General features: G+C 37.4%; 25 protein-coding genes. 20 read left to right on the top strand and 5 right to left on the bottom strand.

Going from position 1 to position 26,548, the window contains the following annotated elements:
* Positions 1 to 23: 23 nt before the first annotated feature.
* The gene (gene patB1 / locus SJY24_RS25955; protein WP_377866701.1) at positions 24 to 1,214 is read right to left on the bottom strand and encodes a secondary cell wall polysaccharide O-acetyltransferase PatB1; all 1,191 of its coding nucleotides are present in this window, start codon (positions 1,212 to 1,214) and stop codon (positions 24 to 26) included.
* Positions 1,215 to 1,390: 176 nt separating this feature from the next.
* Entirely contained in the window at positions 1,391 to 2,806 is a 1,416-nt protein-coding gene (locus SJY24_RS25950; RefSeq protein ID WP_377866700.1) for an MBOAT family O-acyltransferase, read from the bottom strand.
* Between the two features lie 228 nt (positions 2,807 to 3,034).
* Here SJY24_RS25950 and SJY24_RS25945 point away from each other — a divergent pair, with 228 nt between their 5' ends.
* From SJY24_RS25945 to SJY24_RS25930, 4 genes are all read left to right on the top strand, one after another.
* Positions 3,035 to 4,492 (top strand): MBOAT family O-acyltransferase, encoded by a 1,458-nt coding sequence (locus tag SJY24_RS25945; RefSeq protein ID WP_377866699.1) that lies wholly within the window; start codon positions 3,035 to 3,037, stop codon positions 4,490 to 4,492.
* A 9-nt stretch (positions 4,493 to 4,501) separates the two neighbouring features.
* Positions 4,502 to 5,533, top strand: a complete 1,032-nt coding sequence (locus SJY24_RS25940) for a hypothetical protein (RefSeq protein ID WP_377866698.1) — start codon at positions 4,502 to 4,504, stop codon at positions 5,531 to 5,533.
* A 126-nt stretch (positions 5,534 to 5,659) separates the two neighbouring features.
* Positions 5,660 to 5,797: a hypothetical protein gene (locus tag SJY24_RS25935; RefSeq protein WP_377866697.1), complete on the top strand. Its 138-nt coding sequence runs from the start codon at positions 5,660 to 5,662 to the stop codon at positions 5,795 to 5,797.
* Complete coding sequence (locus SJY24_RS25930; protein WP_377866696.1) at positions 5,769 to 6,047, top strand: putative quinol monooxygenase; 279 nt, start codon at positions 5,769 to 5,771, stop codon at positions 6,045 to 6,047. The genes SJY24_RS25935 and SJY24_RS25930 overlap by 29 nt, the downstream gene beginning before the upstream one ends.
* Here SJY24_RS25930 and SJY24_RS25925 read toward each other — a convergent pair.
* Positions 6,017 to 7,411: an O-antigen ligase family protein gene (locus tag SJY24_RS25925; protein ID WP_377866695.1), complete on the bottom strand. Its 1,395-nt coding sequence runs from the start codon at positions 7,409 to 7,411 to the stop codon at positions 6,017 to 6,019. The genes SJY24_RS25930 and SJY24_RS25925 overlap by 31 nt on opposite strands.
* 330 nt (positions 7,412 to 7,741) lie before the next feature.
* On the opposite strand from SJY24_RS25925, the gene SJY24_RS25920 reads away from it, so the two are divergent.
* From SJY24_RS25920 to SJY24_RS25910, 3 genes are all read left to right on the top strand, one after another.
* Positions 7,742 to 8,530, top strand: a complete 789-nt coding sequence (locus SJY24_RS25920; RefSeq protein ID WP_002150258.1) for an enoyl-CoA hydratase — start codon at positions 7,742 to 7,744, stop codon at positions 8,528 to 8,530.
* Between the two features lie 137 nt (positions 8,531 to 8,667).
* The gene (locus tag SJY24_RS25915) at positions 8,668 to 8,988 is read left to right on the top strand and encodes a hypothetical protein (RefSeq protein WP_000720157.1); all 321 of its coding nucleotides are present in this window, start codon (positions 8,668 to 8,670) and stop codon (positions 8,986 to 8,988) included.
* Positions 8,989 to 9,005: 17 nt separating this feature from the next.
* Positions 9,006 to 9,332: a nucleoside triphosphate pyrophosphohydrolase gene (locus tag SJY24_RS25910; RefSeq protein WP_098765947.1), complete on the top strand. Its 327-nt coding sequence runs from the start codon at positions 9,006 to 9,008 to the stop codon at positions 9,330 to 9,332.
* Positions 9,333 to 9,352: 20 nt separating this feature from the next.
* Here SJY24_RS25910 and SJY24_RS25905 read toward each other — a convergent pair whose 3' ends face one another.
* The gene (locus SJY24_RS25905; protein ID WP_377866694.1) at positions 9,353 to 9,532 is read right to left on the bottom strand and encodes a hypothetical protein; all 180 of its coding nucleotides are present in this window, start codon (positions 9,530 to 9,532) and stop codon (positions 9,353 to 9,355) included.
* Positions 9,533 to 9,659: 127 nt separating this feature from the next.
* Here SJY24_RS25905 and SJY24_RS25900 point away from each other — a divergent pair, with 127 nt between their 5' ends.
* From SJY24_RS25900 to SJY24_RS25890, 3 genes are all read left to right on the top strand, one after another.
* Positions 9,660 to 10,709, top strand: coding sequence for a M42 family metallopeptidase (locus tag SJY24_RS25900; protein WP_377866693.1), 1,050 nt, complete (start codon positions 9,660 to 9,662; stop codon positions 10,707 to 10,709).
* Positions 10,710 to 10,930: 221 nt separating this feature from the next.
* Complete coding sequence (locus SJY24_RS25895) at positions 10,931 to 12,520, top strand: N-acetylmuramoyl-L-alanine amidase (RefSeq protein WP_377866692.1); 1,590 nt, start codon at positions 10,931 to 10,933, stop codon at positions 12,518 to 12,520.
* A 160-nt stretch (positions 12,521 to 12,680) separates the two neighbouring features.
* On the top strand, positions 12,681 to 13,634 hold the full coding sequence (locus SJY24_RS25890) for a TRM11 family SAM-dependent methyltransferase (protein ID WP_377866691.1): 954 nt from the start codon (positions 12,681 to 12,683) through the stop codon (positions 13,632 to 13,634).
* A 145-nt stretch (positions 13,635 to 13,779) separates the two neighbouring features.
* On the opposite strand, the gene SJY24_RS25885 is transcribed toward SJY24_RS25890, so the two are convergent.
* Entirely contained in the window at positions 13,780 to 13,995 is a 216-nt protein-coding gene (locus SJY24_RS25885) for a YflJ family protein (RefSeq protein ID WP_001036193.1), read from the bottom strand.
* A gap of 321 nt (positions 13,996 to 14,316) precedes the next feature.
* On the opposite strand from SJY24_RS25885, the gene SJY24_RS25880 reads away from it, so the two are divergent.
* The 10 genes from SJY24_RS25880 to SJY24_RS25835 all read left to right on the top strand — a co-directional run bounded on the left by SJY24_RS25880 (position 14,317) and on the right by SJY24_RS25835 (position 26,367).
* Entirely contained in the window at positions 14,317 to 15,741 is a 1,425-nt protein-coding gene (locus tag SJY24_RS25880) for an amino acid permease (RefSeq protein WP_377866690.1), read from the top strand.
* Positions 15,742 to 15,758: 17 nt separating this feature from the next.
* The gene (gene gabT, locus SJY24_RS25875) at positions 15,759 to 17,087 is read left to right on the top strand and encodes a 4-aminobutyrate--2-oxoglutarate transaminase (RefSeq protein WP_377866689.1); all 1,329 of its coding nucleotides are present in this window, start codon (positions 15,759 to 15,761) and stop codon (positions 17,085 to 17,087) included.
* A 21-nt stretch (positions 17,088 to 17,108) separates the two neighbouring features.
* Positions 17,109 to 18,551, top strand: coding sequence for an aldehyde dehydrogenase family protein (locus tag SJY24_RS25870; RefSeq protein ID WP_377866688.1), 1,443 nt, complete (start codon positions 17,109 to 17,111; stop codon positions 18,549 to 18,551).
* A 32-nt stretch (positions 18,552 to 18,583) separates the two neighbouring features.
* Positions 18,584 to 18,937 (top strand): DUF3870 domain-containing protein, encoded by a 354-nt coding sequence (locus SJY24_RS25865; protein ID WP_377866687.1) that lies wholly within the window; start codon positions 18,584 to 18,586, stop codon positions 18,935 to 18,937.
* Between the two features lie 531 nt (positions 18,938 to 19,468).
* Positions 19,469 to 20,407 carry a glutarate dioxygenase GlaH gene (gene glaH, locus SJY24_RS25860; RefSeq protein WP_377866686.1) on the top strand — a complete coding sequence of 313 codons (939 nt, stop codon included), beginning with the start codon at positions 19,469 to 19,471 and terminating at the stop codon, positions 20,405 to 20,407.
* A gap of 57 nt (positions 20,408 to 20,464) precedes the next feature.
* Positions 20,465 to 21,667: an L-2-hydroxyglutarate oxidase gene (gene lhgO, locus SJY24_RS25855; RefSeq protein WP_377866685.1), complete on the top strand. Its 1,203-nt coding sequence runs from the start codon at positions 20,465 to 20,467 to the stop codon at positions 21,665 to 21,667.
* A gap of 142 nt (positions 21,668 to 21,809) precedes the next feature.
* Positions 21,810 to 22,271, top strand: coding sequence for a VOC family protein (locus tag SJY24_RS25850; RefSeq protein ID WP_000483908.1), 462 nt, complete (start codon positions 21,810 to 21,812; stop codon positions 22,269 to 22,271).
* 254 nt (positions 22,272 to 22,525) lie between these two features.
* A complete protein-coding gene (locus tag SJY24_RS25845) occupies positions 22,526 to 23,578 on the top strand; it encodes a proline racemase family protein (RefSeq protein WP_377866684.1) in 1,053 nt (350 codons plus the stop codon).
* A gap of 19 nt (positions 23,579 to 23,597) precedes the next feature.
* Entirely contained in the window at positions 23,598 to 24,575 is a 978-nt protein-coding gene (locus tag SJY24_RS25840; protein WP_377866683.1) for an ornithine cyclodeaminase family protein, read from the top strand.
* Positions 24,576 to 24,777: 202 nt separating this feature from the next.
* Positions 24,778 to 26,367, top strand: coding sequence for an ABC transporter substrate-binding protein (locus tag SJY24_RS25835; protein ID WP_377866682.1), 1,590 nt, complete (start codon positions 24,778 to 24,780; stop codon positions 26,365 to 26,367).
* The last annotated feature ends 181 nt before the right edge of the window (positions 26,368 to 26,548 follow it).

Genomic DNA, 26,548 nt, shown 5'->3' with positions numbered 1-26,548 from the left:
GTAAAAATTACAAGAGGCTTCTTTTATTGTTTAAACTTAAACATCTCACCGCTCAAATTCGAATCACTATACACGAACAATACCATGTTAATGTTGTTGTCTTTAATGTATTGATATACATCCTTTTCGTGATAGTGACGAAGGTCAAGGATGGATGTGTGATTGAAGTTTTGTGCTAAATGAGGCACGATTGCGTTTGCGAATGAGTCTTTTAGGACTAGAGCTCGTACATCATTTGGTGCATTGTTATTTTCGATGACGATTTCTGGATAGTCGTTTGTGTAATAGCCGGCGTATGATGTTGTGTCTTTTTGTTTTTCTACGCCATATAGTTCATCTAATGTGCGATATACAGTACCGTTTACATCTTTTGCGGCTACGCTCGTAAAGTTGAAACCGTCTTTCGGTGTGTAGTAGCATAGTTTTTCTCCAGTTGCATCGATTAGTTGGTATAGCTGGTTGTTAAAGCTTCCGACTAGATGTTTATTTGGAGCGCACGTACGAGTGTAATCTTCTTTTTTTATTTCTTTTCCTTTATATATAGAAGATTGTTGCGCGATTGTGTTCATTATATATTGATAGCCTAAGAAGGCACCATCCATATTCCAGTGATGGTCTGTTTTAAAGTACATACTTTGTATTTCTTCATTTGTATAGTTTTTCTTAAAGTGTTCCATGAGTTTTATTGGTTTTACGTCAGCTGGAAGTTTATTTAGAAAATAATTTAAATTTTCCTGTGCATATGTATGAATATGAGAAGGTAATTTAAATGATAATGCATTCGTTTTGGACGGTGGTAAGGCAAAGTAAAACTCAATATTTTGTTCTTTTAAAAACTGAGATAAGTCGTTTATAGCTGGCATGGATTGGTCAATTTCATTATATTTTGTAGTCCAAGCAGGATTTTTTAGAAGCCATTTATCATCAGTTAGAATAATATCGTTAATGAGAGACTTGCCCATTTTAATTTGGGTAAGTGTATAGTTTTTTATGAGATCATCTCTTCCGATTAATTGATCGTTTGTATATGTCTCAAAGTCTTTAAAGAAACTACCGTTTGCGAGAGCTTCTTTTGTAAGAGCTGGTTTTTGAGCGAGCGGACGATTTTCAACGGGCGAAACTGCTCGGTCAGTTTTGAGAAGCGATAATATGCCAAATGAAAAGATAATGGTGAGAAAACCGATAAATAGGACGATGTTCCCCAATTTTTTCATAATAACTTTTCCTTCCTACATAAAGTGAAACTTTAATCAGTGGGGGTTTTGTTCATCTCCACTGATGATTAGTTGAACCAATCGGGCTTTTACGGGCAGCCCGCCCCCACCTAACTTCTTTGCTTTCGCTGAATTTTGAGGTGGGGGTCTTACTGCCCGGCAAATAGCGGGATAAGTTAAAACCTGAAGTAAATAAATGGATTATACGTCGAATTAATTAAATACATAATCGAAATCATAAATAACGTTAGTAATAATATAGGACGTGCAACTTGCATCGTGAATATATACATTTTTGGTGCAAGTTCTAATATGTTTTTAACACGTTTCAAAATTGGTGTCGCTGCGATAAAGGCAATGATAAATATGACAATGTATTCATGTATATATAGCATTGTATTGTCATCAATGAAAGAGTGCCTTTGCATGCCAAACATCGCTTTTAAATATTGGAACGAGTAGGCGAAGTTATCAGCTCGGAAGAAGACCCAACCGATCATAACGATGATTAGTACATATGCATGTTGTAGCGGCTTCCATAGCTTATTTAATATTTTCTCGAATCCAGCTTTTTCAATCGAGATAATAAAGCCGTAATATAATCCCCAGGCGATAAATGTCCAGCTTGCTCCGTGCCATAAACCGGTTAATCCCCATACGATGAAGAGGTTACGGTAATTTGCTAGTTTGGAAACACGATTTCCGCCGAGCGGAATGTATATATAGTCGCGGAACCAAGAGCCTAGTGTAATGTGCCATCTTCTCCAAAATTCTGAAATAGATTTTGAGATGTACGGATAATTGAAGTTTTTCGGGAAATCAAATCCGAACATTTTTCCAAGTCCAATTGCCATATCAGAGTATCCTGAGAAATCGAAATAGATTTGAAGTGTATAGGCGATAATACCAATCCAAGCCGTTCCAGCGCTCATTTCAGATGGTGGTAAGGCAAAGATTTTATCTGCGACAAATCCAACTTGATTGGCGATTAACATTTTTTTCGCTAATCCTAAAACGAAAATTTGGATACCTTCTGTAAATCGTTCAAAAGAATGGATGCGCGTTTTAATTTGATCAGCAACGATATTGTAACGAACGATTGGTCCGGCAATAAGCTGCGGGAAAATTGATATATATAGTGCTAAGTTAAGTGGATTCTTTTGAACTGCGCCATCTTTACGGTATATATCGATGACGTATGACATCGCTTGGAACGTATAGAATGAAATTCCAATTGGTAGTGGAATAGGTTCCACATGAATAGATAAATGTAAAGTTTGATTCAAAATATCTGTGAAAAAGGAAATATACTTAAAATAAGAAAGTAATAAAATATTTCCGACCACAGCCATAATTAAAAATGTGACTTTCATATTTTTTCGTTTATCATAATGATGCACGAGTAGGCCGAAGCAGTAGTTTAATACAATAGAAACGAGCATTAAAAGAACGAAACGTGGTTCTCCCCATGCATAGAAAATTAAACTAAATGCAAGTAATACGAAATTACGTAGCTCGGCACGCACTATAAAATAGAAAAATAATACGAGAGGTAAAAAGATAAATAAGAAAACAGAACTACTAAATACCAAAGGACTCTCCTCACTTTTTTCAAAAATACATTTCGTGCAAAAAAACCGACATTTCTATTATATATTCTTTTAAATAAAAGCGCCTTTAATATTTTATCATGTTAATAATTCGATTAAAATGATTATTATATATAATAGAAGAAAAGGGGAGCGGAATCCTTTTGACACTCACTATTTGGATAAGATAAGATGAATAAGGTGTGATTTGTTTAGAAGGGAAGAGATGGTGTGTTATTTAACTCATTTGAGTTTATTTTTTTATTTTTACCGATAGCATTTCTTTTATATTTTCTATTAAATAAATTTGGACATGCTACATTAGCGAAAGCTTGGCTCGTTGCAGCCTCTTTATTTTTCTATAGTTATTGGAATGTGAAATATTTACCGCTTATGTTAGTGTCGCTCATTGTGAACTACTTTATCGGAATGAGGCTCGTAAAACATAAGAGTAAACTTCTTTTAACGGTAGGATTAATATTTAATATAGGAATGCTTAGTTATTTCAAGTATTATGATTTCTTCTTACAAAATGTGAATTCATTATTTGGAACTCATTTTACATTATTATCTTTAACGTTACCACTTGCGATTAGTTTCTATACGTTTCAAAAGATTGCATTTTTAGTAGATACGTATCGTGGGGAAACGAAGGCATGTCATTTTCTTGATTACGCATTGTTTGTAACATTTTTCCCGCAGCTTATTGCAGGGCCGATTGTACATCATGCGCAAATTATGCCGCAGTTTGCTGACGATAGTAAAAAGCGCTGGCAATCGAAGTATATCGTTCTTGGTATTTTCGTATTTGCAGTTGGTATTTTCAAGAAGGTAGGTATTGCAGATGTATTATCCCCCCTTGTACATGAAGGGTTTGATGTGCAGCACTCATTAACATTTGTTGAAGCGTGGCTTACGTCGTTAGCGTTTACGTTCCAATTGTATTTTGATTTTAGTGGATATAGTGATATGGCAATTGGAATCGCTTTAATGTTTAATATTAAATTACCTCAAAACTTTAATTCACCGTATAAAGCAGTGAATATACAAGATTTTTGGCATCGTTGGCATATGACGCTTAGCCAGTTTTTAACGAAGTATGTATACATTTCTTTAGGAGGAAATCGAAAAGGGATTACGCGTACATACGTAAATATTATGATTGTATTTCTAATAAGTGGACTTTGGCATGGAGCTGGTTGGACATTTGTTTTTTGGGGATTCTTGCACGGTTTGGCTTCTGTTATTCACCGTTTATGGAGTAAAGCAGGAGGGCGTATGCCGGCCTTTGCTGGTTGGCTCGTTACGTTTTTCTTCATTAATATAACGTGGGTATTCTTTAGGGCAACATCTATGCATGATGCGGTGAAAGTGTTAAAAGGAATGTTCGGACTAAATGGAATCGAATTAGCAAATAGTGTATTCCCAGCATTTATAATAGAGAAGTTACAATTTTTAAAAGAGTACGGTGTTTCATTTACAGAAGGGTACCATGTCTCTTTATTAGATCCGAAAATGGTAGCGTATATTTTCGGGGCGTTATGTATTAGTTTCTTCTTAAAAAATTCAATTCAGTTAAAAGATTCATTCCGTCCAAATGTGTGGACTGCTTTATTTACTGCAATATTGGTCGTATATAGCGTGTTACATTTAACGAGTATTAGTGAGTTTTTATACTTTAATTTCTAGGTGGAGAATATGAAAAACAAACATTGGCTTATTTTCGTTTTTGTATGTGTTTTTGTTCCTCTGGCAGGTGTCGGGATATTTAATAGCTATATAGATTCTCTTTGGCTATTCCCGCATAAAAATAAGTGGAATGATGTGCAGTACGGGTTTAACGAGAGACAACAGAAAACGAATTATATAACGTACCGTCCGTTTACATATGATGGGGTTATACTTGGAAGTAGTAGAACGACTTTTATTAACGAGAATGACTTCACCGGGTTAAACGCATTTAATTATGCGGTAAGCAGTACAGATCCGCGTGAGTATGATGCATATATTGAATATGCAAAAGAACAAAAAGGTAGTGGACTCGAGTCTATTGTACTTGGTTTAGATTTCCTTGGAACGAACAAAAATAGGGAAATTGGTTTTGATAAACCAGAAGCGTATATTAAGCAGGCGCAAAGTTTATTGTATCCGATTAAATCGTATGTAAGTATGGACGGGATTACTTATTCAAAGAATACAATTGCAAATTCCACCCATCATAGTACGAATCTTGACCGGTACAATCGAGAGAATATAAAATCGATGCGCGATTATACGAAAGAAGAACGTGATGCGCAAATAGCGGCGCAAGTAGATAAGTTTAGTAAAGAGATTTATGGCGGGAATTATGAGTATCAAAATATGAAAGAAATATTAGGAACAGTAAAGGCTCATAATCCGAACACGAAGTTTTATATTTTTACAACGCCTGTTTCAGAGCCTCTGTTCCGTACGATGATTCAATCAGGGCGATGGGAAGATTATAAAAGATGGCTTCATGACGCTGTAGATGTATTTGGAGAAGTGCACCATTTCATGTATCTTAATTCCGTTACAACGAATTTAGATAACTATATGGATGGGCATCATTTCAGACCGGAAGTTGGAAAGTTGATTGCGCATAAAGTTGTAAATGAGGAAGATAGCAACGTCCCGAAAGACTTCGGTATTGTTATTACGAAGGATAATATTGATGAGGTGTTGGAGGAGATTCGGGCGTCTTTTCAATAGAAAGAAATAGTTTTGCTTCAAAGACCGAAACATAATGTGATTCGGTCTTTTTTTACAGGAAACATACATAATGACGTAGAAATATTAGTTTGGGTAAGGGAGTGGCAGAATTAAGGAGGAGAAAAAATGAGTAAATTCGGGTTGTATGGAAAATTCACTGTAGAAGAAAGTAATCGAGATGTATTAGTGGATATTTTGTTAGAGGCGGCGGAATCGATGAAGTCCTTGGACACGTGTGAGGGTGTATATTGTAAGTACTTCTGATGATGAACCGAATGCTGTGTATGTTTTTGAGGTATGGGATAGCGAAGATGCGCACCAGGCATCTTTAACTTTAGAGTCTACGCAAAATTTAATTAAAAGAGAAAAACCACTTATTACTGGAGCAGAAAGAATTAGTACTTTGAATACTAGAGGTGGTAAGGGAGTGTTAGGACAAAAAAACGCTCAGAGCATTATTTCTCTAAGCGTTTTTTTATTCATTTATTCCGCCTCTAAATCAACAATTAAGTAAGCGAGTATAACAACGAAGAAAATACTAACGGATGGCGCTGTTAATACATGTCCGGACATAAAGCCGATTCCAAGTGAGAGTACAACGGTGCTAGCTAATAGCATATATTTCACGGTTATTATTTTCTTAAAGTTTGTTATGATGCGAATGAATAATTTAATACCGAAGTATAGAAGCGGTATTAAGTAAATAAGGAAACCGACGATTCCGAATGCAAAGAATAGGTCGTGGAAGTCCATTTCGATTAATTTAATTTTAACCGTATAGTTACCAGCGTAGCCCATTCCGAATAGTTTTTGTGATAGTGGTGCGTCTTTATAGTATTGTTTGTATACTTTTAAAAACTTATCGCGATCACTGTAAATTAAACTTTTGACCTCAGAGTCTGTTAGCTCACCTTTTGCATGTTTTTTCTCTGCGTCTGGATCTTCTTTAATTACTTTTCCTTCTTTTCTATCTTTTTCTTCTTGTACTGATTTTTTGTATTCGTATATTTGCATATGGATGCCCATATTTTTTGCAATAGGAGTATGCGGTGTAAGTGCGATTAAACCTCCTAAGACAATAGCGGCAACAACTGTATTTACGAGATATGTGGATCCTTTTCCTTCTTTTTTGCGATGAATCATATATTCAATGAATGAGAATAAAAGTGCCACGCCAAGCGTTAGAACAATTGCACCATATCCTACTTTCGTTCCGACCATAATACTTGCATACATCGCAAGTATTGTTGGAATCCAGTAATAGATTTTCGAGAAAGAAGTTGTTTTATGAATCGAATATAACACTAAGATTGGGAACATAATTGCAAAAATAGAACTTAAATCATTTCCAGCAAAGAACCAACCTCTTGAACCGATCTTTGAGTGAGGGTAACTTGGGAAATCTGTACTAGTTTGCATTGCAACAATCAGTGTGATGCTGAAAATTAAAGTTGCATATAAGAAATATGTAATGATTTTATGAAACGTATAGTCTTTATTTTTTAACTCTTTAAAGACGATAATATATCCAAACAGTAGCACAATTGGATATATGCTTTTTAAAATAAATTTCACTTCTTCGCCAAATGAAACTGGAGATTTGACCATCATATTATTTACAAGACCAATTGCTAGTACGATCCCGAGTAGGCATAAATAGAGAATGTACTTTTTCGCTCCATGTTGTTTTCTATGAAGAAGTAGATAACCTAATGCAAGAAGCATAAAGGCGAAACGGACTACGATTCCAACTGTTGCGCTCATGTGTAATACATAGATTGAAAAAGACGTTAATAAATCTAAAATTGGTTGAAACACAATGAATAGCAATAGGAAATGCGGGAAGTAGTTATCCGTTTGTTTCAACTTAGTAACCATATGTTCCTCCATTTCTTCATTCCTTTATTTCAACACCCGAGAGATGGGTATAAAAGCCTTTTTTTGGCATAGTAAGGTGAATGAATTTCAATGTTTGTTTTTTGCATCAAACTTAAGAATACACCATTTCATTGCAATGGTAAATAGATGAAAAGCAATGATAAACCGACTTTAATTTCTATATTTTTTAACGAAATTGTATGTTTTATACGGATATATATACAAATTACGAGAATATTAGACAGAAAATTAAGAAAAAAGAAGGGTTTTTAACATGCTTTCTATAATTATAGAAGTATAATCTTTATGTAGAAAAGAGGGGTATATATAATGGAAGTAACAAGTAAAACAGAATCTGTTGTTGTGAAATATGAAGGGCGCGTAGCAACGGTTATGGTCAATCGCCCAGAGGTTTTAAATGCATTAGATGAACCAACGTTAAAAGAGTTATTACAAAAGTTGAAAGAAGTGGCGGAGAGTTCTGTTCACGTTGTTGTGTTATGCGGCAGTGGCCGTGGTTTTTCTGCGGGTGGAGATATTAAATCAATGCTTTCAAGTAATGATGAAAGTAAGTTTGAAGGTATCATGAATACAATTTCTGAAATCGTGGTGACGTTATATACGATGCCAAAGCTTGTTATTAGTGCAATTCATGGACCAACTGCTGGACTGGGATTAAGTATTGCATTAACAGCTGATTATGTTATGGCAGATATATCATCAGTTATTGCGATGAACTTTATTGGAATCGCTTTAATTCCAGACGGTGGTGGTCATTTCTTCCTTCAAAAGCGCGTCGGTGAAAATATGACGAAGAAAATCATTTGGGAAGGGAAGAAATTATCAGCGACAGAAGCGCTAGATATCGGTTTAATTGATGAAGTAATCGGTGAGGATTTCCAAACGGCTGTGAAGCAAAAAATTAATGAATGGTTACACAAACCAATCAAGGCGATGATTCAAACGAAACAAATTTTATGTGAAGTCAATCGTTCTAATTTAGAACAAACGCTTCAGCTTGAAAAGCGTGGTCAATATGCGATGAGACAAACAGCGGACCATAAAGAAGGTATTGCTGCTTTTCTAGAAAAACGTTTACCAGCATTTAAAGGGGAATAAAGTGAAGCTGTAATCCGTGGGGATTTGTTTATCCCCCGCGGATTATTAGTTTTACTGCCCGTTAATTCGAGATAAAGGGAAGAAAGTGCTAACACATTTTAGTATAATTGTGTTAGCACTTTTTTTAGGAGTAATAAATGAAGAAAATTATCGGTGTTATCGTTATGATTTTACTTACATATTATGCTTTGCATAGTACACCATCTCTTGCGGTACGGACTGCATTATTCTTTGAGGGACATCCAACTGTTGCTTTCTCTGGTGAAGTGAAAAAAGAACGGGATGTGAAAAAAGAGGCGATTCCTGATGAGTACCGGACCTTATATGGCGATAAGAAAGAAGAACCAGAGCATTACTTCTTTCCGGTAGTAAGGGCGCACGGATCGGGAATTGATATGTTAAGTGCTTGTGTGGAAAAAGAGTGGTTTTTCTATAAGGCAGAGCTTGGGTGTTATTAAAAATAGGAGGAACAGTGATGTCAACTTATAACAAATTAGTAAGAGACCGTGTCCCGGAGAAAATTTTAATGTCTGGAAAAACATATACAGCACAAAAATTAACAGGACAAGCTTACATACAGGCGTTAGCGAAAATTGGTACAGAAGAAATTCGTGAATTTGCTTCAATGAAAGAGCGTGAACATGCACTAGATTCACTTGCAGATGCACTTGAAGTTATCATTTCATTAGCGCGTGCGGAAGGTGCAACAATTGAAGATATAGAGCGTATTCGTAAGCAAAAAGAAGAAGAGCGCGGCGGATTTACAAGAGGAATTTATTTGATGGACGTTTCGGAAGAGTAGTTTTATAGAAAAAGCACAGCTTACTTAGTAGCGCTGTGCTTTTTTCCTGCAATTAGGCTAACGATTAAGAAGATAACTGTTAATGTCCAGCCGATTGTAATAGAAGTAGTAGTGTGAACGACATAAGAGACTTGTAAATAGAATAAAGATGATAAAAGCCAAATAAGTGCAATATGTACATGTTTTTTCGTTACATTCATTTTTGTTATCACCTTTTCACTTACTAAACTAAATTTTACTATAATTTAGAAAATTAGAATATATGAGTAGAGGTTTTATCGTAATTTCGCTATACTAAATAGTAGAGAAAATGAGGAGGAAACGACAATGGCACATCATACGAAAGAAACGATGGAACTTATTAAGGAGCTTGTCTCTATTCCAAGTCCATCTGGAAACACGGCGAAAATTATTAATTTTATTGAAAACTATGTAAGTGAGTGGAATGTAGAGACGAAGCGCAATAATAAAGGCGCTCTTATTTTAACGGTTAAAGGAAAGAATGATGATCAGCATCGTTTATTAACTGCACATGTTGATACGTTAGGTGCGATGGTGAAAGAAATTAAGCCTGACGGTCGTCTTCGTCTATCTATGATTGGTGGATTTCGCTGGAACTCTGTAGAAGGGGAATATTGCGAAATTGAAACGTCAAGCGGTAAGAAGTATACAGGTACAATTTTAATGCATCAAACTTCTGTCCATGTGTACAAAGATGCAGGGGAAGCGAAGCGCGATGAGAAAAATATTGAAGTGCGTATTGATGAGCGTGTCTTTTCAGCAGATGCAGTACGTGAGTTAGGAATTGAAGTAGGAGACTTCGTTTCATTTGATCCACGCGTTCAAATTACAGAGAGTGGATACATAAAATCACGTCATTTAGACGATAAAGTAAGTGTTGCGATTCTATTAAAATTAATTAAAAGATTGCAAGATGAAAAGGCAACATTACCGTATACAACACATTTCTTAATTTCTAATAATGAAGAGATTGGGTACGGTGGTAACTCAAACATTCCAGAAGAGACGGTAGAATATTTAGCAGTTGATATGGGAGCGTTAGGTGATGGACAAGCATCTGATGAATATACAGTATCTATTTGTGCGAAAGACTCTAGCGGTCCATACCATTACGCTTTACGTAAGCATTTAGTTGAATTGGCGAAAGCGAATGTTATTGAATATAAAGTGGATATTTATCCCTACTACGGATCAGACGCATCAGCGGCGATTCGCGCTGGATTTGATGTGAAACATGCATTAATTGGAGCTGGTATTGATTCTTCTCACGCATTTGAGCGTACGCATGAAAGCTCGATTGCACATACAGAAGCACTTGTTTATGCATATGTGTTATCAGAAATGAGAGTAGAATAGTGAGAGGGTGGTTGATTCTATGAATCAGCCACTTTTTTTTTGCATAAAAACTACTTAAATTGTATTGTATTTTACAATATTAAGAAATTAGGTTTACTATAGAATTCTAGTATTATAGAATGATAGAGGCGCACTAATTTTTTTAATTTGTTTTTGCTGAAATTTATATATTAAGATTACGCGTTTTTAAACATTCATTTTCGAGGGGAGTATTATTATTTATGAAGTATCGTGCAGTCGCGGCTGGTATTTTAGCCGCAAGTTTATTATCATCTCCAGTTAGTAGTTTCGCAGCAGGGAAAAAGTTTTCGGATGTTCCTACATGGGCGCAGGAATCCGTTGACTATTTAGTAGGGAAAAAAGCGCTTGATGGAAAACCAGATGGAACGTTTTCTCCATCTGAAGCAGTAGATAAAGGATCAGCTGCAAAAATATTAGCAGCAGTTCTTGGCTTACCAATTGATCCAAAAGCGAAACCGTCTTTTAAAGATTCGCAAGATCATTGGGCAGCACCATATATTGCTGCGGTAGAAAAAGCAGGTGTAATTAATGGAGATGGTACTGGGAAATTCAATCCATCAAGCCAAATTAACCGTGCATCAATGGCATCTATGCTTGTACAAGCATATTCATTAGATAAGAAAATTATTGGAGAACTTCCAACGCAGTTTAAAGATTTGGAACCTCATTGGGGTAAGAAACAAGCTAATATTTTAGTAGCTTTAGAGATTTCAATGGGTACAGGAAATGGCTGGAATCCTGACGGTACTGTAACTCGTGCTGAAGCAGCTCAGTTCATCGCAATGGCAGATAAAAATAAAACAAATACATCGAAAAGAATGTATATGAATAGAAACTTTATTACATATCATCAAGCATCGTTATCATCTGGTATTACTGACGTTCAACATAAGCCACAAATGATTGAAGTGAAAGAGCAAAGAGCGGACGGTTGGTTGAAGGTTGTAACAAGTAAAGGTGAGAAGTGGACACCATTACAAGAAAAAACAGAGTCTATTAATCAAGAATTCACTACATATCAAGAAGCTTCACATACGTCTACAGTGGCAGGCACACATAAAGCACAACAAGTAACTGTTATTGAAGAAAAAGATAGCTGGATTCGTATCCGTATGGGAGCTGGTTTCCAATGGGTGGATAAAAATCAATTAAACCCAGTGAAGCAAGGTAACTTCCTAGAAGGTAAAGCGATTATTATTGATCCAGGTCATGGGGGAATTGACTCAGGGAATCCTGGTTATTATGAGAAAGAAAGTCAAACCGTATTAGATGTATCATTACGATTACAGAAAATATTTGAGAAAAAGACACCGTTTACTGTGTTGTTAACTCGTGAGAATGATACACGTCCAGGAAACACTGCAGCTGAGTCTTTACAAAAACGTGTAGAATTTGCTCAGGCAAATAAAGGTGATATTTTTGTAAGTATCCATGCTAATGGTTCTGACTTGAAAAATGGACAAGGCACAGAAACATTATATTATGATTCAGCACGAGCAAGAGCAACGAATCCAAATGTAGAAGAGAGTCGTTTATTAGCAGAAAAAATTCAAAAACGTCTTGTGAATGCACTTGGAACAAAAGATCGTGGTGCGAAACATCAGGACTTATACGTAACTAGAGAAAATACAATGCCAGCTGTATTAGCAGAATTAGCATTTGTAGATAATAAAAGCGATGCTGATAAAATTGCTACACCAGAACAGAGACAAAGTGCAGCAGAAGCTATTTATCAAGGGATTTTAGATTACTACGAAGCAATGGGTAACAACGTATCTTCTTTCCGTTAATAAATAAAAGAGATTGCCATAGGCAGTCTCTTTTTATTTATAAAACAAATTATAAAGGTTTCTCTTTATTTCGGGCATGTGATATCATTTAATTTTACGTGAAAAAGTATTCGAGTAATTGTGATCATAACAATTTTAAACGATAAAGGATGATAATAGATTGAGTAATCATAGTAAAACACCTGCATGTATATATACGTATGCATTTCGTGAAGAGGAGCGTGCTTTATGTTACTTGGAAATGCGCTCGTTCTTTGGAATGGAATCTCACGTTAATATTTTGAAAAGTGATGTCAAAATTGACCCGAGTAGAAGTGCGTTTATTAAAGAGCGCGTTGAGGTTATGTATGAAGGAGACGACTTAGAAAGTATCTTGAAACAAGTGGAACAAATTGACTTGGCAGGGGCGACATTTAAAGTTATCTTCGTTAAAATCAATGATCTTGGCAAAGAAAATAAAATTGAATATGGGGAAAGGCGTCTGATTGAACGGGACCTCGGCATGCATATTGAAGGAGAAGCTGATGTTCGTAATCCAGAGCGCGTATTCGGGATTGTTCCTCTTGGAGGACGCTGGTACTTCGGACACTATATAGAAAGTGAACCAGTTTGGTATCATCACATAAAAAAACCGCATAGCTATTCGACATCTCTTAGCACACGTGTTGCGAGATCAGTTGCCAATATTGCTGTACCAAATCCAGATGGAGTACGAGCAATTGACCCGTGCTGCGGTATTGGAACAGTAGTAGTAGAAGCACTTTCTATGGGGATTAACATTGTTGGTAGAGATATAAATCCACTTGTGGTGCTCGGAACGAGAAAAAACATTGCACATTTCGGGTTTGAAGGAACAGTAACAAAAGGTCCAATCGAGGAAATTACTGAGAACTACGACGTTGCAATTATCGATATGCCGTACGACCTATTTACGCATGCAACACCAGAAGATCAGTTCTCCATTCTTTCAAGTGCGCGCCGCATCGCTAAAAAGGTAGTCGTTGTCACGATGGAAACAATGGACGACATGATCCATGAAGCAGGATTCGAAATTACAGATCGCTGTGTTACAAGAAAAGGATCATTTACTAGACAAATTCTTGTTTGTGAATAAGAAAGGAAGGTCACCCGTTTGGGTGACCTTTTTTGGTTTGCATTATCTTAGCATGATGTGTGATTGGTTGGTGGAATGGATTTGGCGATAAGTCGATATTCCATGTCGAATCGCCGATATATTCCGAGAATCAATCGATAGTAGATTACTCTTCCTTCGTCTTCTCTTGTTGTGCAATTAGTAAATTGCGTAACACGTGTCCGCGGTAACTTTCGAGTTTTCGTCCTTCATGATAGCGAACACCTAATTTCTTTAGTTCAGCTACGTACCAGCCTTTTGTTCCGTAATACATGAGACCACTTCCTTTTTTCTTTTGAACAGTATATGTGCCTGGGCGAGAGAATTTTCTTTTTTTATTCATGAAATTTGCGGAACTGAACATTGAATATTCAGTCTATTTGTATTATGATTAACTTATTATCGGATGACAGTGATTAGCCTCCCTGTAAGCCCGAATGCCTTTTTGAAAATGAATAGAGGAACAACTTCTTTCCACTTGAACTTCCTTAGCAGGAGGACGAGCCATAAGGATAGGGGCAGTAAAATTCAATGCAGTTGTATGCGTTGTTTTTCTGGCTCTTTTTATTTTTTACTTAAAGTAGGAGGGGATTTTTAGAAAGCGTTGCCAAGGTTGATAGGTAATGGGGGAAGATGGTGTGCGTTCACGCTAATGGAGGGGCTGGTGAAGTGTTTGGCTAAAGAGAAAAAAGAGTTACAGAAGGATTTAAAGACTCGGCATATAACAATGATTTCGATTGGCGGGGTTATCGGGGGCGGTTTGTTTGTAGGAAGTGGAACGATTATTCAATCGACGGGTCCAGCAGCGATTTTGTCCTATATTATTGGCGCTTTAATGGTTGTGCTCGTGATGCGGATGTTAGGAGAAATGGCAGCGGAAAATCCTGATAGCGGTTCTTTCGCAACGTATGCAAACAAAGCAATTGGGCCGTGGGCAGGCTATACGATTGGTTGGTTATATTGGTTTAACTGGGTCATTATTATTGCAATCGAAGCGGTGCTTTTAGGCGTGATGATTAACAATTGGTTCCCTTCAGTGCCAGCGTGGATTGCGAGTTTATGTATGGTTCTTTTAATGACGATGACGAATGTATATTCAGTAAAACTCTACGGTGAGTTTGAATATTGGTTAGCGTTTATTAAAGTTATTGCGATTATTGCGTTTTTAATTTTAGGCGTTTCGATGTTTTTTGGTCTTGTTCCAGGGGTGGAGAGACCGAGTCTTGCTATTATTACGGAGCACGGTGGTTTCTTCCCGAATGGAATTGTCCCTGTCTTACTGAGCGTTGTGTTTATTTCTTTCTCTTTATCGGGAAGCGAAGTGGCAGCGATTGCAGCCGGGGAATCGGAAAATCCAGAGAAGAATGTTATACGAGCTATTAATAGTGTTGTATGGCGCCTTATGCTTTTCTTCGTAGGTTCGGTAACGATTTTAGTTACGTTTATTCCGTGGACGGATAAGGAGTTATTAACACTTCCGTATGCAAGTTTATTTAATATGGCAGGAGTACCTGCAGCCGCAGAAATTATGAATGGTGTTGTATTCTTATCACTACTTTCCGTTATGAACTCAGGTATATATACGAGTTCGCGTATGTTATTTTCACTTGCTAAAAAAGGCGATGCTCCGGCTAGTTTCTCAAGATTAAATAGTAGAGGGACACCGGTTGTAGCGATCTATGCAAGTATCGTATTTGCATTTATTTGTGCGATGTTGAAATTTATATCTCCTGATAAATTGTTCGCATTTTTAGCGAATAGTTCAGGCGGGGTGACGATGCTTATGTATATGTTCGTTGCCGTTTCACATGTCAAGTTAAGACGAGAAAGGGAAAGAGAAGGGGCTGGAAAGCTGAAAGTGAAAATGTGGTTATTCCCTTATCTCACATATGCAACGCTTTTAATGATTGTTACGATCTTTGTTTCACAAGCATTTATAGCAGATATGCGTATACAGTTTTACATGACATTACTAGCTACGATTCTAGTAATAATAAGTTATTTTCTAAGAGTTAGAAAGTTAGATGAGCAAAAGTTGAATGATTTTACGATGATAAAAGATTCGGAAGTTAGTTTAGAAGAAAAATAAGAAAAGGGGTATGTACCATGTTGAAAGAGAAGAAGGATATTACAACTACAAAATCTAGCATATTACATGAAAGAAGAAAAAATGCGGTGCCAGAAGGGCCTTACAATATTACAGAGTTGTATGTGCAATCAGCAAAAGGCGCGATTATTACGGATGTAGATGGCAATGAACTAATTGATTTTGCAGGCGGAATTGGCATGCAAAACGTCGGGCATTGTCATCCGAAAGTAGTAAAGGCGATTCAAGATCAAGTGGAATCTTCTATTCATAGTTGTTTTCATGTAGCGCCGTATGAAAGTTATATTACACTGGCGGAAAGACTGAATGAGTTAACGCCAGGTGATTTCAAGAAAAAAACGATGTTTGCGAATAGCGGAGCTGAAGCAGTAGAAAATGCGGTGAAGATTGCTAGAAAAGCAACTGGAAGAAGCGCGATCGTTTCGTTTGAGCGTGCATATCACGGGCGTACACTTTTGGCGATGTCACTGACAAGTAAGGTGAAACCGTACAAACATGGATTTGGACCGTTTGCATCAGAAGTATACAAATTACTATATCCGTATTATTACCGTGCTGACGAAGGGCTAACACAAGAAGAAGTAGACGCGCAAATTTTAGCGTATTTCGAACGCTTTATGTTAGAGGAAGTAGCAAGTGATAATATCGCTGCGATTATTTTGGAACCGCTTCAAGGGGAAGGCGGATTTATCGTTCCGACGACTACGTTCATGCAAGGTGTCCGGAATATTTGTGATAAGTACGGAATCATTATGATTGCGGATGAAATTCAAACTGGTTTCGCTCGTACGGGCAGCTTATTTGCAATGGATCATTTCGGCGTAGCTCCTGATTTAATGACTTTCTCAAAATCGATCGCAGCTGGCATGCCGCTGAGCGCGATAACAGGAAGAACGGATTTGATGGATGCACCTGGACCAGGTCAATTAGGTGGTACTTTCTCAGGAAGTCCAGCTGCTTGCGCGGCTGCATTAGCTGTTTTAGATGTAATCGAAGAAGAGAATTTAGTAAATCGCGCTGTAGAAATTGGCGAGCGTATGATGGAAGTGTTTAATAGCTGGAAAGAGAAATACGAACTAATTGGCGATGTCAGGGGCCTTGGTGCTATGACTGCAATCGAGCTTGTAAAAAATAAAGAGACGAAAGAGCCAGCAGCGGAAGAAGTTAAAGCGATTATGAAGGAAACGCATAGTAAAGGGGTTATTACGATAAGCGCCGGTATTTATAGTAACGTACTTCGCTTCTTGCCGCCTCTTGTTATAACGGATGAACAGCTTGAAGAAGGGCTTGCTATTTTAGAAGCTGCTATTGCGAAACTATCAAAATAAAAAAATGGTGGGGGCAGGGGAATGAAGTTTTTCAATTATATAAACGGTGAGTGGAGAGAACCTTCCACGAATGTATACGTTAAAAATTATAATCCACATAACGGGGAAGTGTTAGGTGAATTCCCGTTTAGTTCAGTAGAAGATACACGAGTTGCAATCGCATCAGCGAAAGAAGCTTTTCATAAATGGCAAAAGTTATCGTTTCACGAAAGAGCAAGCTATTTATGGAAAGCGGCAGCTATTTTAAAAGAAAAGGTAAATGAAGTTGGCCGGGATGTAACGAATGAAGAAGGAAAGACGATTGCAGAAGGAATAGGAGAGACGAAGCGAGCGATTAGCATTCTTGAATATTATGCCGGGGAAGCAAATCAGCCGATCGGAGAGATCATCCCGTCTGCTAATGAAAGTACAATGCTCTATAGTAAACGTGTGGCAGTAGGACCAGTCGGATTAATTATGCCGTGGAATTTTCCAATTGCGATTCCAGCGTGGAAAATGGCGCCGGCACTTATTTACGGAAATACGATTGTCATTAAGCCAGCTGAAGTTACGCCAAAATCGGTGTACCATCTTGTGAATGCGTTTCATGAAGCTGGCATTCCGGCGGGCGTTATCAATTGTGTATTCGGAAAAGGATCTGAAGTTGGAGCAGAATTAACGGGAAACCCTGATATAAAAGCGGTATCCTTTACTGGCTCTAATCAAGTTGGAAATATCATTCAGAAAGCAGCCGTTGAAACACGGAAAAAAGTGCAATTAGAGATGGGCGGAAAAAATCCGTTAGTTGTATTAAAAGATGCCGATATTGAAAAGGCGGTAAATATTGCGATAAAAGGTGCGTTTATGTCAACGGGGCAAAAATGTACCGCAACAAGTAGAGTAATAGTCGAAGAGGAAATTTATGAAGCGTTCCGTGATCGACTATTGCAGCGTACTGAGGCTCTTACAGTTGGGAACCCGTTAGATCCTGATACATTTATGGGACCATGCGTGTCAAAGGGGCAGCAGCAATCTGTTTTATCGATGATTGAAGTAGGAAAAGGAGAGGCTTCCTTACTGTATGGAGGCAGCGTACCAGACGAAGCTGAACTGCAGCGAGGGTGTTATGTTTTACCGACTATTTTTGAAAATGTCGATAAAGATGCACGCATTGCAAAAGAAGAAATTTTCGGCCCGGTTATTTGTTTATTTAAAGTGAATAGTTATGAAGAAGCAGTTTCTTTAGCGAATGATACAGAATACGGACTAAGTGCATCGATTTGTACGAATAATTTAAGTTTGTCGCAACGGTTTATTGATGATATGGAAGTTGGAATGGTTCATGTGAATTCAGAAACTGCAGGAGCAGAACCACAAGTTCCGTTTGGCGGAATGAAAAACTCTAGTGCTGGACCGCGTGAACAAGGAAAAGCGGCGAAAGAATTTTATACGAGAATAAAGACAGTATACGTAGATCAAGTATAAATACTAAAAAACATAGTAACGGAGGATGAAATATGCGTAAAGGGACATTTTTTATGGCAGGACATTCGAGGCTTCCGAAAGGGATGGCTGTTCGCAGTATGTATGAAACATTAACAATTACAATTGAGGCAGATCATAAATATCATGTCATTATTGAAGCATCATGTACGCTTGCGACAGAGCATGGTAGAGACTTCGTCGCTCAAATTTTGAGAGGACATAGTTTGCAAGATGGTATTGAAGAAATCGTTCAAGATATTATGGACCATTATCAAGGAAAAGCGCAAAATGCTATCGTTAGTGCGGTAAAGGATTTACATCGCCAATACGTAAGTTATTTAAATGATGAACAGCCCAGAGGAGAGTACGAGGAAACAACACCATAAAAACTGTCTAGTTTATATAGCCATAAACGAGAGCCAGTTGTATTTCCGTTAACGGGATACGACTGGCTTATTTTATTTGGGAGGTAAGAAAGATGAAAAAATTAAATGAAGTTCAAGTTGTAAAACTAGAGACGAAAAAAAGAGGATGTAGGGAAAGTAAAGGGAGTTGTAAAATGTGTAAAGTATGTCGAGAAAATAGTAAAAAACGAATTGACAGTTAGAATATTTTGAATTATTATTTAATTAATAAGATCCATACGAGAAATTAGCCTTCTCTATATCCGATCTTGCTTTCCTGTTTTACAAATATTTTCATAAAAACTGTCTATTATTATTGTACTTTAAGAGATTAAAGAACATTCGTAATTATGAGCCAGTTGTACGTTTCTACGATTTTATGTCGTGGTATGCGTATAACTGGCTTTTTCGTTGTTAGGACAGTAAGACCGAATCTCAGTATAAGAAGATAAGGATAACTGTCTGTAAAAAGCGTCAATACGTTCTTCATATTTAAATTAGGGAGGAATTAAAATGTCGATTATTACAGAACAAAGTACGAAGATGAAATTTGCAAAGAAATATGAGGGGTATGAAATTGCTCCTCATCCAGAGCATAAACGTTTATATCATATTACGCTAAACCAGCAATTGCTTAAGCAGTTTTTTGAAGAGGTAAAAGAGCATTCAGAGCAATCACTGCAATACATTCCTTATTCTCGATTTAATCTTGCGGATGGAATGAGAAAGATTTTTGGGCAATCATTTATGGATAACATTCGCGGCATTATTCATGACCGTGAAACGGGCGGATTTACAATTGGGGTACAAGGTGAAACATCAGATCCAGCAGACTACGTGAAATTTGCAACAGCATTAACACATTTAATCGGGGAGCCAAACTTTGATGCAATGACAGGAACATATTATGCTAGATTTAATGTAAAAGATACAGATAGTAGTGATTCTTACCTTCGTCAAGCGTACCGATTGTTTACACTGCATACAGACGGTACATTCGTTGATGAGCCGACAGATTGGCTTCTTATGATGAAAATTGAAGAGCAAAATGCAGTAGGCGGAGAATCTCGTTTACTACATTTAGACGATTGGGAAGACCTTCAGAAATTTAGAGAGCATTCACTCGCATCTGTTAAAATTACGTATAAAGCACCACCAAGTAAAAATTCGCAAGAAATCGTCTATCGTGAAACATTTTTTGACGTAAATAACGCACCGTGTATTTGCTTTATTGATCAGTTCGCTTATCCAGATAATATTGAGCAAGCAAACTATTTGAAAGACTTATCATATTCTGTTGAAAATTCACCAGCAACACATGCACTAAAATTACCAATTGGTGACTTAGTTCTTTTAAACAACTTATTTTGGATGCACGGAAGAGCTGCATTTGAGAAAAATAAAGATTTATATAGAGAACTAATGCGTCAACGTGGTTGTTTTTCTAAATAAGTTTGTACGGCGGGTCTTAAAAAGGCCTGCCTTTCATCATATTAAGGGGGAAATAGGATGTATGACTTTATAATTATTGGCGGAGGAATTGTTGGGCTTTCAACAGGAAGGGCTTTAACGAAAAAATTCCCTCGTGCGAAAATCGCGATCATTGAAAAAGAAAAGGAACTTGCACATCATCAAACTGGACATAATAGCGGAGTAATTCACTCTGGAATTTATTATAAACCAGGGAGTTATAAAGCGAAGTTTGCCAAAGAAGGAAACGCAGCTATGGTTCAATTTTGTAAAGAAAATGACATCGCTTATGACATGTGCGGAAAAGTAATTGTCGCTACAGAAAAGGACGAACTTCCTCTTTTACATAACTTATATGAAAGAGGCTTACAAAACGATTTACATATTGAAAAAATAGATAAGGAAGAATTAGCTGAAATTGAACCGCATGTAAAAGGACTTGGCGCAATCCGTGTTCCTTCTTGCGGGATTGCTGATTATAAAGGAGTAAGTTATGCATTTGCTCGCTTAATTCAGGAAAGCGGGGGAGAAGTACATTTAGGAACAGCGGCGGAGCGTATTACTGAGAAGAAAGACGCTGTAACAATTGAGACAAATCAAGGTGTATTTAAAACGAAATTTCTCATTAACTGCGCCGGATTACATAGTGATCGCATTGCGAAAAAGACAGGCATATTAACGGATATGAAAATTGTTCCGTTTCGTGGTGAATATTATGAACTTGTCCCAGAAAAACGCCATCTTGTAAAACATTTAATCTACCCAGTTCCAAATCCAGAATTCCCGTTTTTAGGTGTTCATTTCACAAGAATGATAAATGGAGACGTACATGCAGGACCAAACGCAGTATTAAGCTTTAAGCGAGAAGGCTATACGAAAACAGACTTTAATATAAAAGACTTCATGGAAACAATGACATACACAGGCTTTTGGAAAATGGCGATGCCAAATATGAAAGAAGGCATAAAAGAAATGGTGCGCTCATTTAGTAAACAATCATTCCTAAAAAGCTTACAGCGCCTAATTCCAGAACTTACAGAAAAAGATATCGTGCCAACTCATGCAGGTGTAAGGGCACAAGCCATTTTATCAAACGGAAATATGGTTGATGACTTTTGTATTATCCCTGGCATCAATTCTCTGCATATTTGTAATGCGCCATCTCCAGCGGCAACGGCTAGTATAAAGATTGGTGAGGAGATTGCTAAGCAAGTGCCGGATGTGGTGGCGGTTAGGGTTTGATTGGGTCAGGGTGATTTTTCTTTAGTATTAGGGCTACGAAATTGAAAACTATTTAAAGAAAATACGACATCACTTCTATTTCTAGTTTATTAAAATAGGATTTATAATAAGAATTTCTAAAAATATAAAGGAGGGATATGCTTTGTTTCCAGGTACTTTATATGAAACACATGTTAAAACAAAAAATTTAGAAGTGGCAAAAGAGTTTTATACTAAACTTGGATTATTTCATGCTCGCACTATTGAAGAACGCCGTGTAGCATTCTTTTGGTTTGATAAAGAAAATAAGAAGGAACAAATGCTGGGCGTTTGGGAAGTATCAGAAGAAGCATTCCATACAAGTCACTTTGCATTCAAGGTTAACTATGAAGAAATCATTCATGCAAGAGAATGGCTTCTTAATAAAGGAATAAACCCAAGAGGCGCTTTCGGTCTTGAACCTTCCGAGCCTATGGTTCAAACTTGGACACCTAGTGCAAATCTTTATTTTTACGATCCTGACGGCAATTCTTTAGAATTTCTATGTTTACTTCCTGAAAAGAAAAAAGTAAAACAAGACGTCATGTATTTGAGTGAGTGGGAAAGCTTGGGGAGTGAAGAATAAATTCGATTTTTAACTCAAATCCCGCAAATCTATGGCTTAAATCACCCCCTGAGTTTTCGGGGGATTTTTTTGTTTTGGGGCTAATAATCACCTACTGTATAAAAAAGTAGACAGTGGTGTGTATTTTTCAAAAAATGTATACAGATTTATCCCGCATTAACTGCCCGTAAAAGCCCGATTGGTGTGGGCTAATAATCAGTGGGGGATGAAGCCCCCCACTGATTAAAGTTTCACTTTATACTCTATGCGTTGGCATGATACTTGCAATGAAAATAGTATTAACATATAGGGGAGAGATAGAAATGAAGGTTAGTAAAATATACACAACAATTGATGCTCACGTAGCTGGGGAGCCGCTTCGAATTATTACGGGCGGAGTGCCAGAGATAAAGGGAGAAACGCAACTAGAAAGACGCGCATACTGCATGGAACATTTGGATCATCTTCGCGAGGTTCTTATGTATGAACCGAGAGGACATCACGGAATGTACGGTTGTATCATTACTCCGCCCGCAAGTCCTCATGCTGATTTTGGCGTATTATTTATGCACAATGAAGGCTGGAGTACGATGTGTGGTCATGGCATTATTGCTGTTATTACAGTAGGAATTGAAACGGGTATGTTTGAAGTGAAAGGTGAGAAACAAAAGTTCATTATTGATAGCCCTGCTGGGGAAGTGATTGCGTATGCAACATATAACGGGAGTGAAGTAGAGTCCGTATCATTTGAAAATGTTCCTTCATTTGTATATAAGAAAGATGTTCCTATTAAAATAGATAACTATGAATTTCAAGTAGATATCGCGTTTGGCGGAGCTTTTTATGCGGTAGTAGATAGTAAAGAATTTGGTTTGAAAGTCGATTTCAAAGACTTAGCTGCAATTCAAACGTGGGGCGGTAAAATTAAACACTACATTGAAAGCCAAATGGAAGTAAAACATCCACTTGAAGAAGATTTAAAAGGAATATACGGCGTTATTTTCTCAGATGAATCGAAAGGAAAAGACGCTAGCTTAAGAAATGTAACGATCTTCGCTGACGGACAAGTAGACCGTTCCCCTTGCGGCACAGGAACTTCCGCAAGAATCGCAACTCTCTTTGAAAAAGATGCCTTACAAAAAGGAGAGATTTTCATCCACGAATGCATTACTGACGGCCAATTTGAGGGGGAAGTATTATCCGTAACAGCGGTAGATACATATGAAGCTGTCGTTCCGAAAGTAACGGGGAATGCGTTTATTACAGGGTTCCATCAGTTTGTTATAGATCCAAGGGATGATTTGAATCGGGGATTTTTGTTAGGATAGAAGGAGGAGGTGGAAAGATATGCTAGTCATAAGCGCGAACGAACAACGAAACTTAGTAAATATGAAGGAAGTCATTGAATACGCTGCGCTTGCTTTAAAAGAATTTTCAGCAGAAAGAACGATCACACCAATTCGTGGCTCATTACCATTTGCAAACGAGCAAAATACCGCATTAATTATGCCTTCGGTAGCGGAAGGACTCGAAGCGCTCGGTTTAAAAGTAGTAACGGTAGCTCCGCATAATAAAAAGATAGGAAAGAAAACGATAAACGGGATCGTTATGCTATCAGACTTTCAAACGGGAGAACCACTCGCACTTTTAGAAGGATCGTACTTAACGATGATTCGAACAGGGGCTCTATCAGGAGTAGCAACAAAACATTTAGCTCGTCATAATGCAAAAACCTTATGCATTATCGGTACTGGTGAACAAGCGAAAGGAATTGCAGAAGCTGTATTCGCGGTTAGAGATATTGAAAAAGTAATTTTATACAACCGAACGGAAGAAAAAGCCTATGCATTCGCGCAATATATACAAGAGAAATTTAACAAACCAGCGTACGTCTACAGAGATCAAAATGAAGCAATAAGCGAAGCGGACATCATCGTCACAACAACGAATGCATCCACACCAGTCTTCTCAGAAAAACTACAAAAAGGCGTCCACATAAACGCCGTCGGCTCATTCAGACCGAGCATGCAAGAACTACCATCTCACGCCATCGCTAACGCAAGCAAAGTAGTAGTCGAATCAAAAGAAGCAGCACTAGAAGAAACAGGCGACCTTCAAGTTCCGATAAAAGAAGGGTTATTTGAAGCGAGCGACATCCACGCCGAACTTGGTCAAATTATAAGCGGGGAAAAAGCTGGTAGAGAGAACGATGAAGAGATTACTATTTTCAAATCAGTAGGTTTAGCAGTAGTAGATATTATTGTTGCGAAGTATTTGTATGAGAAAGCGGTGGAGCGCGGAGTGGGTACTACGATTCAGTTGTGAGGCTGCCTTTGGGTGGTCTTTTTATTTTACCCTCCGCATAAATATAGTTTATCGCAAGAATTCATTAATAGATTTTAAACTTTCTACCTTCGCGAAAAAGTTTGACAATATATACGGGTAGTGGTAATTTAAAACCTATAAGAAAACTCGGTATTAATTCCGAGTTTTCTTATAGGTGTAAATAGTCGATAGGGGTCGAAATATGAAGAAGAAGTTGTTTGCATTACCATTTGTCCTACTATTACTTATTGCATTAGCGGCTTGCTCAGGGGAGAAAGATTCTTCGAAGCAAGCAGGAACTAGTAAATCAGGGACTCCGAAAGATGGAGGAACGTTAACAGTTGGTGTTAGTGATAATCCAGATACGATGAACCCGCTTTATGCGAATGATCGTGTGTCGTTAACGATACAGCAAGCTTTATATGCACCGCTGTATCATATGGAAGACGGTAAGAAAAAGTTTGTTCTTGCGGAGAGCTTTACGCCTTCAGAGGATCAATTAACATGGACTTTAAAACTAAAAGATAATTTGAAATGGCATGATGGTAAGAAAATTACATCAGACGATATTGTATTTACATTCCAATCTATTTTAGATGAGAAGCAAAATAGTTCAAGCCGTGAAAACTTTATTTTTAAAGGAAAGCCGCTTGAGGTGAAAAAAGTGGATGAGCTAACGACTCAATTCGTTTTACCACAAGTAAGTGCATCTTTCGAAGGGGTTATGAACGATTTCTTCCCAATTCCGAAACATGTATTTGAAGGTGAAGCAGATTTAGTGAAGAGTAAGAAAAACCTACAACCTGTAGGATCAGGTCCATTTAAATTAAAAGAGTTTAAATCAGATGAATATGTTGCTTTAGAGCGATTCGATGATTATTTTGCTGGTAAAGCGAAATTAGATTCTATCGTGTACCGCGTTGTAAAAGACCGTAACACGGCAAACGTTTCATTGCAAAATGGTCAAATTAATATGAAGATGATTGAACCGCAAGACTTTAAGAAATTGGATAGCACGGGGAACTTCTCAATGGTGACATTCCCTGAAGGTAGATTATTCTACTTAGCTTATAACTTTAATACAGACCTTATGAAGAAAAAAGAAGTGCGCCAAGCAATTGCGCATGCATTAGATAAGAAAGAAATGATTAACTCGGCGTTCGTTTCTAGTCAATTTGCAGAACCGGCAAATTCAATCTTAACGCCAGACGCTATGTATTATGCGAAAGATATTAAAGAGTATAAGTATGATCAAAAAGAAGCGAAAGATTTACTAGCAAAAGCTGGTGTAAAAGATAAAGAAAAAATACGCGTTATGTATGTAACGAATAATAAAATTATGGAAAGTCTAGCACTTTATACACAGCAAAAATTAAAAGAAGTTGGCTTACAAGTTGAACTGAATGCATTAGATGCTAGTGCGGCAAGTGAAAAAGGCTTAGATAAAGAAAATAAAGAATATGACATTACATTCGGTGGTTACATAATGGGACCAGAGCCAGATTCATATAAGAGCTTATTCTTAAGCAATGCAGAATACAATTATGCACGTTATAAAAATGCTGACTTCGATAAGTTATGGGAAGAAGCTGCAGTTGAAACAGATAAAACGAAACGCGCAGAGCTATACCATAAAATTCAAGATACAGCGAGAGAAGACTTACCTTATCTTCCAATCGCATATCCGAAAGCAGTTATTGCAGTAGATAAAAAGTTTGATGGATTAAAAGAAGCAAAAGCAATTCCAGTCACAATGTTTGAAGATCTATCGAAGATTTATGAAGTGAAATAAGAAACTATGAAGAAGCTGGTGGAAATCAGCTTCTTTATCCCGCTTTAACGGGCAATAAGACTCCGACCTGCGAGGTCGGAGTCGGACTGCCCGTAAAAGCCCGATTGGTTCAACTAATAATCAGTGGGGGATGAACCCCCCCACTGATTAAAGTTTCACTTTATCTTGAGGGGGGAAGTTT

It is taken from the genome of Bacillus sp. R86525 (assembly GCF_042466195.1).
Taxonomy (GTDB): Bacteria; Bacillota; Bacilli; order Bacillales; family Bacillaceae_G; genus Bacillus_A; species Bacillus_A nitratireducens.
This window is presented reverse-complemented; position numbering and strand designations above follow the sequence as displayed.

Bases quoted from the DNA above. Each gene is read 5' to 3' on its own strand.
- patB1 (WP_377866701.1), bottom strand. From the start codon at position 1,214: ATGAAAAAATTGGGGAACATCGTCCTATTTATCGGTTTTCTCACCATT.
- SJY24_RS25940 (WP_377866698.1), top strand. From the start codon at position 4,502: ATGAAAAACAAACATTGGCTTATTTTCGTTTTTGTATGTGTTTTTGTT.
- SJY24_RS25935 (WP_377866697.1), top strand. From the start codon at position 5,660: ATGAGTAAATTCGGGTTGTATGGAAAATTCACTGTAGAAGAAAGTAAT.
- SJY24_RS25925 (WP_377866695.1), bottom strand. From the start codon at position 7,411: ATGGTTACTAAGTTGAAACAAACGGATAACTACTTCCCGCATTTCCTA.
- SJY24_RS25920 (WP_002150258.1), top strand. From the start codon at position 7,742: ATGGAAGTAACAAGTAAAACAGAATCTGTTGTTGTGAAATATGAAGGG.
- SJY24_RS25915 (WP_000720157.1), top strand. From the start codon at position 8,668: ATGAAGAAAATTATCGGTGTTATCGTTATGATTTTACTTACATATTAT.
- SJY24_RS25910 (WP_098765947.1), top strand. From the start codon at position 9,006: ATGTCAACTTATAACAAATTAGTAAGAGACCGTGTCCCGGAGAAAATT.
- SJY24_RS25905 (WP_377866694.1), bottom strand. From the start codon at position 9,532: ATGAATGTAACGAAAAAACATGTACATATTGCACTTATTTGGCTTTTA.
- SJY24_RS25900 (WP_377866693.1), top strand. From the start codon at position 9,660: ATGGCACATCATACGAAAGAAACGATGGAACTTATTAAGGAGCTTGTC.
- SJY24_RS25895 (WP_377866692.1), top strand. From the start codon at position 10,931: ATGAAGTATCGTGCAGTCGCGGCTGGTATTTTAGCCGCAAGTTTATTA.
- SJY24_RS25885 (WP_001036193.1), bottom strand. From the start codon at position 13,995: ATGAATAAAAAAAGAAAATTCTCTCGCCCAGGCACATATACTGTTCAA.
- gabT (WP_377866689.1), top strand. From the start codon at position 15,759: ATGTTGAAAGAGAAGAAGGATATTACAACTACAAAATCTAGCATATTA.
- SJY24_RS25870 (WP_377866688.1), top strand. From the start codon at position 17,109: ATGAAGTTTTTCAATTATATAAACGGTGAGTGGAGAGAACCTTCCACG.
- SJY24_RS25865 (WP_377866687.1), top strand. From the start codon at position 18,584: ATGCGTAAAGGGACATTTTTTATGGCAGGACATTCGAGGCTTCCGAAA.
- glaH (WP_377866686.1), top strand. From the start codon at position 19,469: ATGTCGATTATTACAGAACAAAGTACGAAGATGAAATTTGCAAAGAAA.
- lhgO (WP_377866685.1), top strand. From the start codon at position 20,465: ATGTATGACTTTATAATTATTGGCGGAGGAATTGTTGGGCTTTCAACA.
- SJY24_RS25845 (WP_377866684.1), top strand. From the start codon at position 22,526: ATGATACTTGCAATGAAAATAGTATTAACATATAGGGGAGAGATAGAA.
- SJY24_RS25840 (WP_377866683.1), top strand. From the start codon at position 23,598: ATGCTAGTCATAAGCGCGAACGAACAACGAAACTTAGTAAATATGAAG.
- SJY24_RS25835 (WP_377866682.1), top strand. From the start codon at position 24,778: ATGAAGAAGAAGTTGTTTGCATTACCATTTGTCCTACTATTACTTATT.